The organism is Embleya sp. AB8 (assembly GCF_049739465.1).
In the GTDB taxonomy this organism is placed as follows: Bacteria; Actinomycetota; Actinomycetes; order Streptomycetales; family Streptomycetaceae; genus Embleya.
Genome location: NZ_JBMHHY010000005.1, coordinates 177,671 through 196,901 on the forward strand (window position 1 = coordinate 177,671; position 19,231 = coordinate 196,901).

General features: G+C 72.5%; 7 protein-coding genes. 5 read left to right on the top strand and 2 right to left on the bottom strand.

Features of this window, described 5'->3' with window-relative positions; translation table 11 throughout:
* Positions 1-51: 51 nt before the first annotated feature.
* Positions 52-2,952, bottom strand: a complete 2,901-nt coding sequence (locus ABIA38_RS09210) for a type 2 lanthipeptide synthetase LanM family protein (RefSeq protein ID WP_424637994.1) — start codon at positions 2,950-2,952, stop codon at positions 52-54.
* A 91-nt stretch (positions 2,953-3,043) separates the two neighbouring features.
* The gene (locus ABIA38_RS09215; RefSeq protein ID WP_424637995.1) at positions 3,044-3,247 is read right to left on the bottom strand and encodes a DUF6229 family protein; all 204 of its coding nucleotides are present in this window, start codon (positions 3,245-3,247) and stop codon (positions 3,044-3,046) included.
* A 475-nt stretch (positions 3,248-3,722) separates the two neighbouring features.
* On the opposite strand from ABIA38_RS09215, the gene ABIA38_RS09220 reads away from it, so the two are divergent.
* Genes ABIA38_RS09220 through ABIA38_RS09240 form a run of 5 tightly spaced genes read left to right on the top strand, consistent with a single transcriptional unit; the run spans position 3,723 to position 19,189 of the window.
* Positions 3,723-6,923, top strand: coding sequence for a condensation domain-containing protein (locus ABIA38_RS09220; RefSeq protein ID WP_424637996.1), 3,201 nt, complete (start codon positions 3,723-3,725; stop codon positions 6,921-6,923).
* A 2-nt stretch (positions 6,924-6,925) separates the two neighbouring features.
* A complete protein-coding gene (locus tag ABIA38_RS09225) occupies positions 6,926-10,096 on the top strand; it encodes a non-ribosomal peptide synthetase (RefSeq protein WP_424637997.1) in 3,171 nt (1,056 codons plus the stop codon).
* On the top strand, positions 10,093-13,365 hold the full coding sequence (locus ABIA38_RS09230) for a non-ribosomal peptide synthetase (RefSeq protein WP_424637998.1): 3,273 nt from the start codon (positions 10,093-10,095) through the stop codon (positions 13,363-13,365). The genes ABIA38_RS09225 and ABIA38_RS09230 overlap by 4 nt, the downstream gene beginning before the upstream one ends.
* Positions 13,362-18,986, top strand: a complete 5,625-nt coding sequence (locus ABIA38_RS09235; protein ID WP_424637999.1) for a non-ribosomal peptide synthetase/MFS transporter — start codon at positions 13,362-13,364, stop codon at positions 18,984-18,986. Before ABIA38_RS09230 ends, ABIA38_RS09235 begins: the two co-directional genes overlap by 4 nt.
* Positions 18,983-19,189, top strand: a complete 207-nt coding sequence (locus tag ABIA38_RS09240) for an MbtH family protein (protein ID WP_424638000.1) — start codon at positions 18,983-18,985, stop codon at positions 19,187-19,189. Before ABIA38_RS09235 ends, ABIA38_RS09240 begins: the two co-directional genes overlap by 4 nt.
* Positions 19,190-19,231 lie beyond the last annotated feature (42 nt).

Genomic DNA, 19,231 nt, shown 5'->3' on the forward strand with positions numbered 1-19,231 from the left:
GGTCGCAGGGGCCGGCGCCCGCCGACATGTGTGCGCGCCGCCGTGGTCGGCTCAGAGTTCGTCGAGCAGGAGGAGGGAGGGCACCCGTCCGTCGTTTCCGCGGTGCATGCGCAGGAGTTGGTGGAGGGCGCCCGCGCTGCCGGGCAGGAGGGCGGCGGTGGTGGTGTGGGCGGTGCTCTCGGTGTGTGGGCCGTAGGTTTCCAGGGCGGTGAGCAGGAGGGCGTCCAACTCGTCGTGCGTGGGGGCGTCGGGCACCCGTGCGCGCAACTGCTCGGGGGCGCCGCGCAGGACGGTGTCCAGGAGTTCCCAGGAGCCCAGGTCGCCGTGGCACAGGGTGTAGTCCCAGCCGAAACCGGTACGCCACGTGGCCGCCGCCGCGCGCAGGGCCCGGTCCAGGTGGGCCGGCGACCCGGTGCGGGTGTGCAGGTCCCACGCGGCCAGGCCGATGCCGGTGCTGCCGTGGCACCAGGAGTCCAGGAACAGGGTTTCGCCCTCCTCCCGGCAGTCGAGCCAGCCGCCCTCTTCCGGGCGGTAGAGCGAGTCCTGGAACGCGCAAGCCGCGTCCGCGAGTTCGAGCAGTTCCGGGTGTTCGCCCGCCAGGCCCAGCCGGGCCAGCGCCCAGCCGATGCCCGCCGCGCCGTGTGCGAAGCCGCCGATGCCGTTGGGGAAGAGTGCGGTCGGCCAGCGGGCGCCGAGTTCCGCTTCGACGACGGCTCGCTCGGCCAGCAACGCGGCGGCGTTTTCCGCGATTTCGCGCCATCGGGCCTCGCCGGTCCGCTCGGCCAGGGCGAGGAACGGCACGATCAGGCCGGCGGCGCCGCCCGCGACATCGAGGGTGGTGTCCCCGGCCAGCAGGCCCGGTGCGCGCTCGGCGTGCCGGATCGCCCGGTCCAGGTCGGCCGCTCGGCCCGAGGCCGAGGCCAGCGTCAACCACGTCCGCACCGCCGCGCCGATCCCGTCGAACGCGCCGACCCGGTTCGTCGGCACCGCGTCCTCCATCGCCGCCAGCGCCCGGACCGCACCGTCGGCGATCGTGGGCAGTTCGGCCGGCATCGGCACCCGCCCGGCGCGCGACTCGGCCAGATACGCCTGCAGAGCGAGCGCGACCCCGGCCTGCCCGCTGTACAGGTCGGCGGCGAACGGCCGTACGTTGAACCCGTTGTCCGTGTACACCGGCCCGATCCAGGTGGCCGTGCCGTCCGCCCCGACCACGGCCCGGGTACACAGGTCGCGGGCCAGTTCGGCGGCCAGTTCGCGGCGGCGCGATTCCAGGTCGCCGTGCCGGGTGGCCACCTCGTGCTGCCGCTCGCCCTCGGGCATCGCGCTGCGGTCGCGGTAGACGCCGAGCAGCGCCGAGCGGATCATCACCTCCTCGAACTCCGGGTCCCCCGCGCGCCATCGCGCCACACTCGCGTCGATCAGCTGGGCCGGTTCGCCCCAACCGGTCCCGCGCGGCCCGCTCATCCGGCCGTGCTCGGGCCGCATCGCGAAGAACGGGATGTCACCGTCGAGGAGTTCGGCGACTTCGGCCGCGACCACCGCCGGATCGGTCGGCGCCCCGTGCAGCGCCCTGGCCTGCCGGATCAGCACATCCTCGGCCCGGGCCACGGCCGGCGCCTGGTCGTGCAGCGACGCGGGGTGCCACAACATCCGGCCGATCTCGACGTAGACCTGCGTGGGCCGCAGTACCACCCGCAGATCGCAACCCGCGAAGACGTCCAGTGCCGGGCGCAGCAGCCCGGCCCGATCCCGCCCCTCGAGGCGGGCGCGCAGGTCGCGATAGCCGCGCACGATGTCGTCCTGATGGGCGAGCGGATCGGCGTCGGGATCGGGCAGGTTGGCCGATCCGGCCACGTCGGCGGGCTCCATCACCAGTCGGGCCAGATCGGTACCGGCGCCGGCGATCACCGGTACCGGGACGCGCGGTTGTTGCTCGGGCAGCGCACCCACGGCGGACATGTCCACGCCCTGGAGGGCGAGTTGGCCCAACCGCATCGGCAGCAGGCCGGTGCGCAGCACGGTCCGCCGGACCGAGGCGGCGGCGGTGTCGAAGGCGTCGCCGAGCCCGGTGGGGCCCACGTGCGGTTCGGGGCTGAACAACGTCTCGCAGTCCACCACCCACGGGACCGGCCCGCGCGCGATCACGTTCTCCGAGTGCAGATCGGTGCCGCCGAGGAGTTGCACGACGCACATCCACTCGCCCAACCCACGGTAGAACCGGGCCTGTTCGGTGGCGTCGGCGCAGTATCGATGCCCGATGTGTTCGGCCCAGCCGTAGTCGGCGCCGCGCAACACCCGCGGCACCGCGATCCGGTCCGCCCGCGGGGTGCCGGCAAGCAGTGTGTCCAGGGTGCCGGCCAGCGCGACGTCCACGTCCAGTGGGCGTGGTTTGTAGACCACACGGCCGGCCTCGAAGCGCAGCAGGGCAACGGTGTGTCCGCCCCGGTGCGAGTCGCCCGCGTCCAGGGCGAGTTCGAGGAGTTCGCCGGGCGCGCTGCCGAGCAGGTCGGCCAGCCGCGGCCGGTCGGCGGCCAGCCGGCGGACCAGGTCGAGCAGCGCGGTGTGGCGGTTTTCGATCACCCGCTCCAGGCGCGGCGCGAAGGCCGGGTATTCGGCGTCGAGTTCGGTCCAGAAGGCGGGCTCGCCGGCGAGTTCCAGGAATTCGTCCCAGCGCTGCTCGCTGGTGGCGCGGGTGAGCCGGCCGGACATCCGCGCGGCGTGCAGTTCGAGCAGGAGCAGCCGGTTGGCCCGGGGCCGGACCGCGCCGAGCACGCTGCGGCGGGCGGCGCGCCGCAGGATCTCCCGCTCGCTCGTGGACAACTCCGGGAAGTGGAAGCGTAGTTCGCGTCGGAATCGGTCCACGGCGGGACCGATCAGGGGCTCGAACGCGGTATCGAATTCACCCGCGTCGTCGTAGGTGACGACGGGCCGGGGCCGGACCGGGATCGCCATGCGCGGATCGCCACCCATTCGAGACGGACCCGCCGCCCGGACCCGGTCGCACGGGGCGACCGGGTCGGGACGGCGGGTCGGTGAGGTTCGGTCAACAGCAGTAGCGAGTGCGCGACGCGGAACACGCGGTGCCGCAGCTGATCGCGGCGACGTCGATCTCGGTGAGGCCCTGTTCCGTTGCGGATCCGCCGATGTAGAGCGAACCGGCGGGGTTGTCCTGACCGTCGGCCGTTTCGGCGCCCGAGCGCCAGGCGTTGACGACGGTGTTTCCGGTGGCAATCGATGCGGTGCGCATGGCGATACCTTTCCGCCGATGACCCGGATGTCCGGCGGGTACGCCGGGTTCCCCGAGCATCGACCCTTGGTTAGGGAAGTGCGGCAGGCACACGTTAGCGCCGGAACGCCGGTGGCGACAGACCTGTTCTTGAGAAGCCGAATTCGCCTTTCCCGGCCGGGAATCGAGGGTTTCGTACCGGCGATCGAGGGAATTCGCTCGCCCCCGCTCGGCCGGGCGCGACCGGCCGACCGGCCGCTTCGGCGGCCCGACCACCTGGTTTCCGCCCGGGATCGGTACCGGGATTCGGGCCGGCTCTTGTCATTGGTCTAGTCCATTGACAGTCTTGGGGATGTCGCCGACGGCCATCGCTCCATGGCCGAATCGGCGGTTCCTGTACGGCATTTCCGCCTTTCGAGCGCGGACCGAAGCGGCCTGCGCGGCGCTCGGAACTCAGCACTCCTACCCCGGAGAGAACCATGCGTACAGCCCACCCATGCCTGCTCGCACCGACGCCGAATCGGGCGGCGCCATGACCGCCGCCGACACCCGCCGGGAATTGATCGGCCCGACGACGGGCTCCACCGAATCGGACACGACCGTGCCGGGCCTGTTGGCCGCCCGCGCCCTGGTCGACCCCCACCGGATCGCGATCCTGGTCCCCGGGACACCCGGAAACGGGCTCACCTTCGCCGCCTGGGACCACCGATCCACGGCCCTGGCCCGGCAGTTACGTGCCCGAGGAGTCCGCGAGGGGGATCGCGTCGGACTGCTGTTCGGCGGCGCGGAATGGGCCGACTACGCGGTCGCCTACTGCGCGATACAACGGGCCGGCGCGGTCGCGGTGCCGCTGCCGCAGCGCGTCCCGCCCGCCACGATCCGGACGATGCTCGGCCACTGCGCGGCGAGCGGCGTGCTGCACGGCACCGGGATCCGGCCGGCCGACACCGGCGCGTGGACCGCGACATTGGCCGAAATCGCCGCGGCTCCCGCCGCGGGCGACGGGTTCGAACTGCCCACACCGCACCCCGATCGGCTCGCCCAGATCCTGTACACCTCCGGCACCACCGGCACCCCCAAGGGCGTCGCAGCCACCCACGCCAACCTCGCCCACGGCCTCGAACCAGCGCCACGCAGACGGCAGTTGGCCCACTCCCGGCACTTCCTGCACGCCTTCCCGATCGGCACCAATGCGGCGCAGACGATGTTGCTCAACGCGCTGACCGCGGCGCCGACCGCACTGTGCGCGCCGGCCTTCGACGCCGAGCGGTTCTGTGCGCTGATCGCGGAATACGCGGTCGGCACCGTGTTCACCGTGCCGGCGATGGCCGCCGAGCTGGTGCACTCGCGGGCCTGGACCCGGCACGACGTACGCACCGTGCAACTCTTCGGCTCGACCGCCGCCGCGCTGCCCGCGACCACCGCGCTGGGCCTGACCGAGGCATTCCCGGACGCCGTCATCGTCAACTCCTACACCTCGACCGAGGCCGCCCCCGCGCAGACCATCATGGTCTTCGACGCCGCCCGGCCGACCTCGGTGGGGCGCAGCACCGGCCGGGACGACCTGCGCGTCGTCGGCCCGGACGGCACGGTCGTCCCCACCGGGGAGGCCGGCGAGATCTGGCTGCGCTCGCCCACCACCCCGCGCAGCTACTACCGCGACGCGCACGCCGACGCCGAGGTGTTCACCGACGGCTGGGTGCGGATGGGCGACATCGGCCGGCTGGACGCCGACGGCTACCTGTACCTGATCGACCGGGACAGCGACCTGATCAAGTCCGGCGCGGTCCGCATCTCCACCCTCGCGGTGGAGGCCGCGCTGCACGAACACCCCGCCGTCGCCGACGCCGCCGTGTTCGGCGTTCCGCACCCGGTGATGGGCACCATGCCGGCCGCCGCACTGGTCCTGCGCGCCGACGTATCGACCGACGAGCTGCGGGAGTTCCTGGGCGAACGACTGGCCCGGCACGAGATCCCGACCCGGATCCTGCGCCTGGACACCCTCCCCAGGAACCCGGCGGGCAAGGCGGTCAAACCGGAACTGCGTGCCCTGCTCGGCGCCGGCGACACCGCGCACCGGCGCCCGCCCACGACCGCGACCGAGGCGGCCCTGAGCCGACTGTGGGGCGAGGTGCTCGGGGCCCGGGCGCCCGGCCCCGACGACGACTTCTTCGCGCTCGGCGGGGACTCGTTCAAGGCCACCCGGCTGGCCGCCGCCGTGCAACGCCTGTTCGCCCTGGCCGCACCCGCCTCGCTCGCCTTCGACCGGCCCGAACTCGCCGCCCAGGCACGGTGGATCGACGAGGCCCGGGCCCGCCCCGAAACGATCCGTGAACATGTCCCGGAAGCGGCCGCCGAACCGCTGCGGATGCCGCTCAGCGCACAGCAGGAGAACTTCTTCACCTGGATGTACGCCACCGCCGAACCGCGCGACGTCGGCCCGGTCAGCGTGGGCATCCGGATCACCGACACCTTCGACCCGGACACCCTGGCCGCGGCCCTGGGCGAACTGGTGCGCCGACACGAGGCGTTGCGCACCGTCTTTCGCTACACGAACGGCACGGCCGAGGCGATCCTGCGCCCGGACCTGCCCCCGGAGATCCGCCGGATACGTGCCGAGGGGGACACCCCGGCCGCCCGCGAACGATTCGCCCGCGAATACGCCGGCGCCGAGCGCGAACAACACTGGGACCTGGCCGAGGGCCCCCTGGTCCGCGCCCTGGTGATCGAACTCGACGCCGAGGACCACGTGCTGATCCTGGCGGTCCATCACATGGTCTTCGACGGCTGGTCGATGGGCGTGCTGCTGCGCGAACTCGCGCTCGTCTACTCGGCGTTCCGGGCCGATCGGCCCGCCCCGCTGCCGCCGATCACGCTGCCCTGCTCGGCACACCTGGGCTGGGCGCGCGCACAATGGCCGCGCACCCGCCCGTTCTGGGAGCAGGCGCTGGCCGGGGCACCCGCCGCGATCGACCCCTTCCCGGGCCGGGTCGAAACCGGCCGGCTGCACAGCGGCTCGGTGCGCTTCGAGTTGCCCGCCGCGCGGGTCGAGCGGCTGCGGACCGCCGCCCGCGAGTGCGGCGCCACCCCGTTCATGCTGGCCACCGCGTGCTGGACGAGCGTCCTGGCCAAGGCGGCCGGCGTCCGGGACATCGTGGTGATGTCGCCGGTGCCGGGCCGCTCGCGACCGGGCAGCGAGCACCTGATCGGCTGCCTGGTGCAGTCCCTGCTGATCCGGATCGACCTGGGCGGCGATCCGTCCTTCGGTGAACTCCTGGGCCGGGTCAAGGCGGCGGCGCTGGCCGCGACCGAACACCAGTCGTACCCGTTCGCCGAGTTCTATCCACGTTTTCCGGACGCGGCCTGGATCCGCTACGAGAGCTGGACCGACCGGGCCCACTTCCTCGGCCTGCTCTCCGAACCCTTCGAACTGCCCCGGCAGTTGGACGCCGAATGGTCCACACCCGGTGGCCGACCCGATCTGGGCGTGCCCGAACTGGCGCTCGCCGAACAGCCGGACGGCACCATCGCCGGCTGGTTGTTGTACAACGACCGCGCGTTCGAGCCGGCCGTCGTCGAACGCCTCGCGCAGGACTTCGTCACGGCCTGCGCCCATGCACTCGACCACCCCCGGGCGCCGGTGTTCGGGGACGCCGACGCCCTGGCGCACCCACCGACCATCACCGAGAAGGGCTGACGATGCGCAACACCCAGCCGGTATCCCTGCCGCCGGAACCCCCCTACCGTGCCCCGGTCTCACCGGCCCAGCACGGCATCCGGTTCACCGAGCTCGCCGGACCCACCGGCACCGCCCACCACCTGCCGCTGGCCGTCCGCTTCACCGGCGACCTCGACCCCGAGGCGCTTGCCGACGCCTGCGATGCGGTCGTCGCGCGCCACCCGGTCCTTGCCGGCGCGCTGCGCGAGGCCGAGGGCGAACTGTGGCTGGTCCCCGCCGACGTCGTGCCACGCTTGAGCCGCGTGGACCTGACCGACACCCCGATCGAGCGGCGCCCGGCCGCGCTGGCCGAGCTGATCCGACGCGAGACGCTGCACCCGTTCGACCCGGCCACCGGCCCACTCGTGCGCTTCACCCTGATCGACGCGGGCCCCGGAGCGCGGGTGTTCCTGGTGGTCGCCCACCATCTGGCCTTCGACGGCGGCTCCAAGGACATCCTGATCCGCGAACTCGGCGCGCACTACGCCGCGTTCGGCACCGGCACCAAACCGGATCTGCCCGACCCGGCGGAACCGGCCGACGCCGAACACCTCGCGCGTGCGGCGGCCGACTTCACCCGGCGCGTCACCCTGGCCCGCACCCGCTTCGCCGACACCGACGCCGAACCACCCGCCACGATCCTGCCCGGACGGCGCCGCACCGCGGGCGCCGCCGGCCCAGCCGAATCCGTACCCATCCCCATCGACGACGACCTGCGCCGCGACCTGGCCGGCACCGCCGAACTCCTGGGCGTCAGCACCTTCGCCCTGCTGCTCGCCGCGCTGCACACCCAACTGTGGCGCTACGGCAACGAACGTGCCACGGTCGCCATCGACCTGGGCACCCGCACCCCACACAACCGCGACCGGGTGGGCCCCTACGTCAACGAACTCCCGATCCACACCGACCCCGGCGCGGACACCCCCTTCCGGGACTTCGCGCAGGCCCTGCGCGCGGATCTGCGCAAGCTCTACCCGGTGCGCGACGTACCGCTCGGCCGGGTGGTCGCCGGGCTCACCCCGCGCCTGGCACTGGCCCCGGTGTCGATGAGCTACCGGCGCCGCACCGAGGTGCCGGAATTCGCCGGACTCCCCGCCGAGATCGACTGGACCATGTTCAACCGGGCCGCCCGCGGCGACCTGCACGTGCAATGCCTGGACGACCCGGACCGGATCACCCTCAACCTGCACTACGCCACCGCCGCCCTCGACCGCGCCGCCGCCGAACGCATCGCCGGCCACCACCTGACCCTGCTGCGCGCGATCGTCGCCGACCCGGACACCCCGCTGGGCCGACTGCCCATGCTGACCACCGCCGAACGCGAGCGCATCCTGTCCGACGGCAACGACACCGCGCGCGAGCAGGGCCCGGCCACCCTGCCCGAACTGTTCGCCGCCCAGGTCGCCCGCACTCCGCAGGCACCGGCCGTGCACTGCGGCGCCGAGCGACTGAGCTACGCCCGACTGGACGCGGCGGTCGACGCGCTCGCCGGCCGGCTGCGCGCCGCCGGCATCGGACCGGGCACCCTGGTCGCGGTCTGCGTCCGCCGCACCGCCGCGCTGCCCACGGCACTCCTGGGCGTCCTCCGCGCGGGCGCCGCCTACCTGCCCCTCGACCCGGAATACCCGGCCGCCCGGCTGGCCGGCGTGCTGGCCGACTGCGCCGCGACGGTGCTGCTGACCGAACGCGACCTGCTGTCCCGCTTCCCCGAGCACGCGGGGCAGGTACTGCTGATCGAGGACGGCGGCCCGGACCGGGCCGGCGGCGGGGCGCCGCCGAGGTCGCACGACCTCGCCTATGTGCTGGCCACCTCCGGCTCCACCGGTCGGCCCAAGGGCGTGGAGATCGAACACGGCGCGCTGGCCAACCTGCTCGCCGCGATGCGCGACACCCTGGACAGCGAACGGGACGCGGTCTGGCTCGGCTTGACCTCGGCATCGTTCGACATCTTTGCCGTGGAACTGTTCGTGCCGCTGATCACCGGCGGATTGTTGGTCCTCGCCCGGGAAGCCGAGGTGCGCGACGGCCGGGCCCTGCTCCGGCTGATCCGGGGGCAACGGGTCACCCACGTCCAGGCCACGCCGTCCGGCTGGCGGATGTTGCTCGACGCCGGCTTCGAGGAACCCGCGGTGTTCGCCGTGGCCGGTGGCGAGGCGCTCCCCCCGCCGCTGGCCCGCGAACTGCGCCGACGGGCCGGGCGGCTGGTCAACGCGTATGGGCCGACCGAGACCACGGTGTGGTCCAGCACCGCGGAGATCGGCCCCGACGACGAGGAGATCAGCATCGGCCGACCGATCGCCAACACCCGGATGTACGTCCTGGACCCGGCGCTCGCCCCGGTGCCCACCGGCGTCGCGGGCGACCTGTACATCGGCGGCAGCGGACTGGCCCGCGGCTACCGCAACCTGCCCGGGGTCACCGCGGACCGCTTCGCACCCGATCCGTACGGCCCGCCCGGCGGGCGGCTCTACCGCACCGGCGACCGGGCCCGCCGACTGGCCGACGGCCGGCTGGAATTCCTCGGCCGGGTGGACCACCAGGTCAAGATCCTCGGCCACCGGATCGAACTCGGGGAAATCGAGCGCGCGTTGCTCGAACACCACGAGATCGCGGCGACCGCCGTGCTGCTCCGCGACGACGCGGCCGACGGGCCGTATCTGGTCGCCTACCTGGTACCGCGCGGTGCCGCCGCCCCCAGCTCGGCGGAACTGCGCGTATACCTGGCCGCGACGCTGCCCCGGGCACTGGTGCCGAGTGTGTACGTCGCACTGGAACGACTGCCGCTCACCCCCAACGGCAAACTGGATCGGGCCGCCCTGCCCGCGCCGCCGCGCCTGCGGATCGTGGAGCCGATCGACACCGACCCGCCGGCCGCATCCGCCCCGGCGGACCGAGCCGACCTGGCCGCCGAGCCCGACGGTCCGACCGAGGAGATCACCGCGATCTGGCGCGAAGTGCTCGGCCTGGACGACATCCGCCCCGACGAGGACCTGTTCGACCTGGGCGGCCACTCGCTGACCGTGACCCGAATCGGCGCCCGGATCCGCAAGCGCCTGGGCGTGGACGTACCGCTGCACGTGTTCTTCGAATCCCCGACCATCACCGGACTCACCAGCGCGGTCTCCGCGATGCGAGGCGAACGGCGGCCATGAACACCCCATCCCGAAACGACGCTCCGCCCGCCCGCCCGCACCCGCTGTCGGCCGGCCAGGAACGACTGTGGCTGCTCGACCGGATCAACCCCGGCGAAGCGGCGTTCAACATGTTCCAGATCCACCGACTGCGCGGCCCGCTCGACGTCGACGCGCTCGACCGCGCACTGACCGAACTGGTGGCGCGCCACGACAGCCTGCGCGCCACCTTCCCCGCCGAGGACGGCGTCCCGACCCAGGTGATCGGCCCGCCCGGGGCCTTCGCCCTGGAACGTGTGGACGTCACCGGCGCCCCGGCCGAACGCGAACGGCGGGCCCGCGAACTGGTCGCGGAGCGCACCAACCGCTCGTTCGACGTGGCCCGCGGCCCACTGTTCCGGGCGAGCCTGCTGCGCCTGGACCCGGCCGGGGACGACCACGTGTTGTGCCTGACCCTGCATCACATCGTCTCCGACGGCTGGTCGATGACCGTCCTGGAGAGCGAACTCTGCGCGCTGTACGCGGCCTTCGTCGACGGACGCCCATCGCCGTTGGACCCGCTGCCGCTGCGCTATACGGACTACGTGGAGCGGCAGCGCGAACTCGTCGACTCCCCGGACTTCCGGACCCGACTGACCTACTGGACCGAACAGCTGGTCGGGGCGCCCACCCTGGACCTGCCGGTCGACCGACCGCGGACGCCCGGAGGCGGGCAGGCCGGTCGCGGCGGCACGGTCACCCACCACCTGCCCGCCGAACTGCGCGCCGGGATCGAGCAACTGGCCCGACGCGAGCGGGTCACCCTCTATATGACCCTGCTCGCCGCGTATCAGACCCTGCTCGCGCGCTACTGCGATCAGGAGGACGTGTGTGTCGGCTCGCCGCTGGCGGGCCGGGACGAGGAGGAGTACGAGCCGCTGGTCGGCTACTTCCTCAACATGCTGGTGATGCGCGGGAGCACCGCCGGGGACCCCACGTTCCGGACCTTCCTGGCCCGGACCCGCACGGTGGCCCTCCAGGCGTACGAGCACCAGGAGGTGCCCTTCGAACGGCTGCTGACCGCGCTGGACCTGGACCGTGATCCGGACAGTCCGCCGGTGTTCCAGACCATGCTCACCCTGCGGCCACCCGCCGGCGCCGGCCTGCGGCTGGTCGGGGTGACCGCCGAGGGCTTCGAATCCGGCTTCCGGCAGGCCAAGTTCGACCTGGCCCTGGAGGTCTGGCCGGAGGGTGACGAGCTGGTCGTCGAGTTCGTCTACGACACCGAGCGGTTCGCGCCGGAGACGGTGGCCCGGCTGGCCCGCTGCTTCGAGACGCTGCTCGAAGGCGCGGTCGCACAGCCGGACACGCCGCTGTCCCGGCTGCCGCTGCTGCCGGCCGCGGAGCGCGCCCGGGTGCTGGCCGCCGCGGTCGGTCCGACCGGCGGTGAACGCCCCGATCCGGTACTCGCGTTCGAGGTCCAGGCGCTGCGCACACCACACGCCGACGCGGTCGAGTGCGGCGACGTCCGGATCGGCTATGCCGAACTCGACGCGCGGGCCAATCGGTTGGCCCGACTGTTGCGCCGGGCCGGCACCGGTCCGGACTCGGTGGTCGCGGTGTGCGCCGAGCGTTCGATCGAGACGATCGTCGCGCTGCTCGCCGTGCTCAAGGCGGGCGGCGCCTACCTGCCGGTCGACCCGACGCTCCCGGACCGGCGGATCGACTGGATGTTGACCGACAGCGGAGCGGAACGCGTCTTGAGTCGGCCGGAGTTCGCCGAACGCTTCGCGTCCTTCGAGCCGCCGCTGCTGATCCTGGACGACACCACGACGCGGACCGGACCGGAGGCCGAGGCCGAACCGCTCGCCCCGATCGCCGAACCCGAGCAACTCGCTTACATCATCTACACGTCCGGCTCCACCGGGCAGCCCAAGGGCACCCTGATCACCCGAGAGGCACTGGCCTGCCGGGTCGCCTGGATGCGCGACCGCTACCGGACCGGACCGGCCGACCGAGTGTTGCAGTTCGCGTCGTTCGGCTTCGATACGCACGTCGAAGAGGTGTATCCGAGCCTGCTGTCCGGCGCCACACTGGTGCTCGCTCCGGCCGACGGACTGCTTCCGGACTTCTTCGCGGGTCCGGGCGGACGCACGCTGACCGTGCTCGACCTGCCCACCCCCTACTGGCACGAACTGGTCGCCCAGACCCCCGGAACGGCCTGGCCGGACCGATTGCGGCTGCTGATCCTCGGTGGGGATCAGGCCGACCTCGCCGCGATGCGCCGATGGCATCGGCTGTTCGGCGACCGGGTCGAGGTGGTCAACACATACGGCCCGACGGAGACCGCGGTCATCGCCACCTCGGCCGGGCTGGCCGGCGGGGCCGGCGGACCGTGGGACGGTACCCGTCCGCCGATCGGACACCCGCTGGCCGACACCCGGGCCCACGTACTGGATCGGCATCTCGAACCGGTGCCGCCGGGTGTCCCGGGCGAACTGTGCCTCGGCGGCGCCGGGCTGGCCCGGGGCTATCTCGGCCGCCCGGGCCTGACCGCGGCGAGCTTCGTGCCCGACCCGTACGGGCCGTCCGGCGCCCGGCTCTACCGCACCGGCGACCGGGTCCGGCAACGCCCGGACGGCGCCCTGGAGTTCCTCGGCCGGTTCGACCGGCAGATCAAGCTGCGCGGCTTCCGTATCGAACTCGGGGAGATCGAGGCGGCGTTGGTCGCCCGGCCCGAGATCGCCCAGGCCACCGTGCAGCTCCGGGACGAGCAGGGCGATCCGCGCCTGGTCGCCTACCTGGTCCCGCACGGCGACGGCGCGACCTCCCTCCCGGACCCGACGGCCCTGCGCGGCGCGCTGGCCCGCACCCTGCCCACCCATCAACTACCCGCCGTATTCGTGCCGTTGGCTCGTCTGCCGCTCACCGCGAACGGCAAACTGGACCGGGCCGCGCTGCCCGACCCCGAGCCGCCGACCGGCCCGACGGCCGAATTCGTCGCCCCACGGGACAGCGCCGAGGAACTGGTCGCGGACATCTTCGCCGAGGTACTCGGAGTGCCGCGAGTCGGCGCGTTCGACGACTTCTTCGCGCTCGGCGGGCATTCGCTGCTCGCCACCCGGGCGGTGGCCCGGCTCGGCGCCGCGGTCGAACTCGCGGTGCCGATCCGCGCCCTGTTCGCCGACCCCACCGTGGCCGGACTGGCCGCCGCGGTGGAGGAACTGCTGCTGGTCGACCTCGACACGCTCTCCGAAGCGGACGCCGAACGGCTGGTCCTGGACCGGGCCGAGACAGGAGACTCGCGATGACACTCACGCCGTCGCCCCCGACCCGGCCCGCGGCCCGGCCGAACGGGTTGTCCGCCGCCAAGCGGGCCCTGTTGGAGCAGCGGCTGCGCCGATCGGCGACGGCCGCCCCCGCGTCCATCCCGCGGCTGCCGGACTCGGCCGAGGTACCGCTGTCCTCGGCGCAGATCCCGCTGTGGTTCATGGAGAACCTGACCCCCGGCACCGCCGCGTACACCGTCCCGTTCGCCCTGCGACTGCGCGGGCACCTCGACGAGGCGGCCCTGGAGCGGGCGTTGCACGAGTTGCCGGCCCGACACGACAGCCTGCGCACCACCTTCTCCACCAGCGCCGACGGTCGGCCGGTGGCCACCGTGCAGCCGCCGTTGCAGATCCCGCTGACCCGGCACACCCCGCCCGCCGAACTCGACCTCGCGGCCCGGGAGCGATGGGCCGCCGCGCTCGTCGGCACCGAGTTCGCCCGGCCGTTCCACCTCGAGGTGCCACCGCTGGTGCGGGCCGCGCTGGTGGCCCTGGACCGGGAGGACACCATCCTGGTGGTGGCCCTGCACCACCTGGTCGCCGACGGCTGGTCGGTACACCTGTTGGTGAACGAACTCATGTCCGACTACAACGCGTTCGTCGACGGTCGCGAGTCGCCGGTGCGCGCGCCGACGGTGCGCTACGGCGACTACGCGGCCTGGCAGCAGCAGCGCCTCGGCGGGTCCGAGGGCGAACGGGCCGCCGCCTACTGGCGGGACCGGCTGGCGGGCCTGGGCACCCTGGCGCTGCCCACCGACCGACCCCGGCCGGCGCAGCAGACCTTCGCCGGGGACGCGCACACCTTCACCCTGGAGCCGGAACTCGCGGACCGGATCGGCGAGTTGGGTCGGGCGTACGGTGCGACGCCGTACATGACCCTGCTGGCTGCGTGGCAGGCGGTGTTGTCCCGGCACGGCGGGCAGACCGACTTCGCGGTGGGGTCGCCGATCGCCGGGCGTCCGCATCCGGATCTGGAACCGATGATCGGGATGTTCGTCAACATGCTGGCCATGCGGGCGCCGCTGGCCGGTGATCCGACCTTCGCGGAACTCCTGGGCCGGGTCCGGGAGAGCAGCCTGGATGCGTACGCCCACCAGGATTTCCCGTTCGACCAGGTGGTCCGCGGGCAGCACGTGGTCCGCGACGTGTCCCGGACGCCGCTGTTCCAGGTCACCTTCGCGCTGCAGAACTACGGGCGCGGCGAACGCGGCTTCACCGGGCTCGACCACGACTGGTTCACCGCCGACTCCCGGGTGACCCGGTTCGACCTGAGCCTGTTCGTGTTCGAGACGCCGACCGGGATGCACGGGCTCCTCACCTACAACACCGACCTGTTCGACGCGGCGACCGTGGCCCGGCTGGCCGGGCACCTGGAGACGCTGCTGCGGGCGGTGGTCGCCGATCCGCACACGCGGCTGTCCCGGATCGACCTGCTGGGCCCGGCGGAGCGGGCCCGACTGGTCACGGACTGGAACGACACCGCCCGGCCGCTGCCGGAACACACCACGCTGGCCCGGGCGATCGAGGCACAGGTCGCGCGGGATCCACGGGCGCCCGCGGTGACCCATCAGGGCGCCACCCTGGACTACGGCGAACTCGACACGCGTGCCAACCGCCTGGCCGGAGTGTTGCGTTCGCGCGGGGTCGGCCCGGAGACGCCGGTCGCGCTGTGCCTGGAGCAGTCGTTGGACCTCGCGGTGGCGGTGCTCGCCGTCCTCAAGGCGGGTGGCGCGTATCTGCCGCTGGACCCCGAACAGCCGGTGGAACGGCTGACGTTCATGATGGCGGACGCCGGGGTCCGGGTGCTGGTCACCGATACGACGCTGCGCGAGCGAACCGTCGGACACACCGGTCCGGTCGTGCTGCTCGATCGGGAACGCGACACGATCGAGGCGGCGGACGCGGCGCCGCCGGCCGGTGGCGCCGGGCCGGGCAATCTGGCGTATGTCATCTACACCTCCGGATCCACCGGACGGCCCAAGGGTGTCGCCGTCCAGCATCGCGAGGCGCTGGCCTATCTGGACGGCGTGCGGGAGCGGTTCGAGGTGGTGCCGGGGGCGGTCTACGGGCTGGCCCAGTCGTTGTCCTTCGACTTCGCGATCACCGCGCTCTATCTGGCCTGGACCACCGGCGGCGAACTCCACCTGATGCCCAAGCGGTTGTCCGGCGCGGAGTTCGCCGACTACCTGGCGCGGCATCCGGTCGACTACCTCAAGATGACCCCGTCCCATCTGGCCGGACTGGCCGCCGAGGTGGGCGCCGAACGCCTGTTGCCCCGGCGGCTGCTGATCCTGGGCGGCGAGGGCTCGGCCTGGGAGTGGACCCGGGACCTGGCCGGGCTCGGGACCTGTGCGGTGGTCAACCACTACGGGCCGACGGAGACCACGGTGGGGGTGACCACCTACCGGATCCGCGCGGGGGCCGCGGTGACCTCGACGGTGACGCCGATCGGGCGGCCGTTGCCGAACGCGCGGGTGTACCTCCTGGACGCGCACCTGGAACCGGTACCGATCGGCGTCACCGGCGAGATCCACATCGGCGGCGCCCGGTTGGCACGCGGGTATCTGGGCCGACCCGGGGCCACGGCCGACCGGTTCGTCCCCGACCCGTTCGGCCCGCCGGGTGGGCGGTTGTATCGCACCGGCGACCTGGGGCGGTATCTGCCCACCGGCGACCTCGAGTTCCTCGGGCGGGCCGACCAGCAGGTCAAGATTCGCGGCTACCGGGTCGAACCGGCCGAGATCGAGGAGGCGTTGCGCGCGCACGCGGCGATCGGTCAGGCCGTGGTGGACGCGCGCGGGCCGGTGGGCGGGCAGCGGCTGATCGCCTACCTGGTGCCGCCGGAGGACGATCCGGGCGAGCCGCCGGCGGCTGCGGAGTTGCGGCGCGAACTGCTGCTGCGGCTCCCGGAGTACATGGTGCCGTCGCGGTTCGTGTGGCTGGATCGGCTGCCGCTGAAGGCACATGGCAAGGTCGATCGGGCGCTGCTGCCCGAACCCGACGCCGGCGGCGGGGCGGCCGGTGGGGAGCGGGTGGCGCCGGTCGGCGAGGTCGAGGAGGCGCTGGTCGGGATCTGGACTGCGGTGCTCGAACTCGACGCGGTCGGCGTCACCGACGACTTCTTCGAACTGGGTGGGCACTCGCTCCTTGCCATGCAGGTGCTGGCCGGGCTGCGCAAGGCACTACCCCCGGGCGGTCGGCAGGTCTCGCTGTTGGAGCTGTTCAAACACCGCACCATCCGCGAACTCGCCGAACTGCTTGCCCGGCCGGTGGACGAGAACGAACCCCGGTCGCTGCTGCACGAGTTGACCCGACCGGTGCCGGCCGGGCAGCGGGTGCTCTCGCTGGTGTGCGTCCCCTACGGCGGGGGCAGCGCGGTGGTCTTCCAACCGCTGGCCGATGCGCTGCCGGCGGGTCATTCGCTCTACTCGGTGGCGATTCCCGGCCACGACCTGTCGATGCCCGAGGCGCCTCGGCCGATCGAGGAGGTCGCCCGGGAGTGTGTGGACGAGATCCTGGCCCGGGTCGATGGCCCCCTGGCGCTGTACGGGCACTGCGGGGTGGGCAGCGCGCTCACCGCGCAGATCGCCCACCTCCTGGAGCAGTCCGGTCGCCGGTTGGAGGCGGTCTACCTCGGCGCGATCTTCCCGTTCGCCCGGCCCGAAGGCGGCCTGCTCGGCGCGCTGTCCCGATTCGCCGGACTGGAACGGCTGCGCGGGGACCGGGTGCACCTGAACTGGCTGACCTCGATGGGCGCGGATCTGAGCGACCTGGACGAGGAGCAGGTCACCTTCATCATCCGCAACATGCGCAAGGACGGGCTGACCTCGGAGGCGTACTTCACCCGGCGGATGGCCGAGGGCATGCCGGCGCTCGCCGCGCCGGTGATCTCGGTGATCGGGGAGCGCGACCCCAGTACGGAGTTCTACCAGGAGCGCTATCGCGAGTGGCACTTCATGGCCGCCGCCACCGCACTGGTGGTGATCGACGAGGCGGGGCACTACTTCCTGCGCTACCGGGCCGAGGAGTTGGCCGAGATCGTCACCGCGACGCACGACGCGATGGCGCGCGATCGTACCGAGCCACTGACCCGGGCGGTGCGCGGGGAGGATGCCGGGTGGTGGCTGCACGGGGTCTCCGGGGCCGAGGCCGGGTCGCAGGCCGAGCAGGTACCGGGCTCGGGATCGGGCTCCGTGGTGGACGTCGGGCCGGCGGATCGGCGCGCGGTACGGCCCAGCATGAGCCGGTTCATGGCGGTGGCCCTTGGGCAACTCGCCTCGATCACCGGGTCGGCGCTGACCGAGTTCGCGATTCCGATCTGGATCTATCTGCGTACGGATTCCCTCACCCAGTTCGCGCTGTTCTCGGTGCTGGCACTGGTGCCGGGGATCGTGATCGCGCCGCTGGCGGGCGCGGTGGTGGACCGGAACAGCCGGCGGTCGGTGATGCTGGCGGCGGACTGCGCGGCGGGCGCGGTCCAGGTGGTGATGGCGTTGCTCCTGTGGGCGGGGCAACTGGGCGTGGGCTCGGTGTACGGCCTGTTGGTGGTGTTGTCGGTGACCGCCACCTTCCAGCGGCTCGCCTACAACTCCGCGGTACCGCAACTGGTGCCCAAGCGCTATCTGGGACACGCCAACGGCATCGTGCAAATGTCCACCGGGCTGGCCCAGTTGGTGGTCCCGCTGATCGCGGTGGCGCTGCTTGCGAGCATCGGACTCGGCGGCATCCTGCTGATCGATATCACTACGTTCCTGATCGCGGTGACGGTGGTCGCGTTCGTCCCGTTCCCCGACACGATGGCGCAGACCCGGCGCGAGACGATGGTCAAGGAGATCGCCAACGGGGTGCGCTACTCGATGGGGCACGCCGGATTCCGCACGATGTTGCTCTACTTCGCACTGCTGAACGTGTTCCTGGCGCCGATGCTGGTGTTGATGACGCCGTTGGTGTTGTCCTTCGGATCGGTACACACCGCCGGTGTGATCGGCGTCGCGGGTGGCGCGGGGGCGCTGCTCGGCGGAGTGGCGATGGGGGTGTGGGGCGGGCCTCGGCATCGCCGGATGCACGGGATCCTGCTGGCCACCATGCTGATCGCGGTGTTCGCGTTCGTGGCCGGGCTGCGGCCCTCGCCGGTGCTGGTCGGTATCGGCTTCTTCGGGGTGTTCTTCGGCCTGTCCCTGCTCAACGGGATCTACGCGACGATCATCCAGGTCAAGGTGCCGCAGCGGTTCCACGGCCGGGTGATCGCGCTGAACACGATGGTCGCGTGGTCCACCCTGCCGCTGGGCTTCGGGGTGATCGCGCCGCTGGCGGTGCACCTGCTCGAACCGCTGTTCAGGCCGGGCGGGGCGCTCGCCTCCAGCGTCGGTCGGGTGATCGGCGTGGGGGATGGCCGAGGCACCGGATTCCTGTACCTGCTGTGCGCGTCCGCGATGATCCTGCTCGCGCTCGCCTCGTTCCGACACCGGGTGCTCTCGCACTTCGACGACGAGGTCCCGGACGCGATGCCCGACGACCTGATCGGCATCGAGGAACGCCGCAAGAAGCGGACGGCCGCGACCACCGCCGCCGCGTCATCCGAACTCGAATTGGAGAAGGTATGACCACCGACGAACAACCCGAAGCCATCTGCCGAGTCGTGATCAACGACGAGGACCAATACTCGGTCTGGGCCACCGACCGAGACATCCCGGCAGGCTGGCAAGCGGAAGGCTTCACCGGCACGCGCCCCGACTGCCTGGCCCACATCGACCGGGTCTGGACGGACATGCGGCCGCGCAGCACGCGGGAGTCGACGGGGGACTGACGGAACGTTGCCGGCGAGCCCGAAGGGGTCTCGCCGGCAACG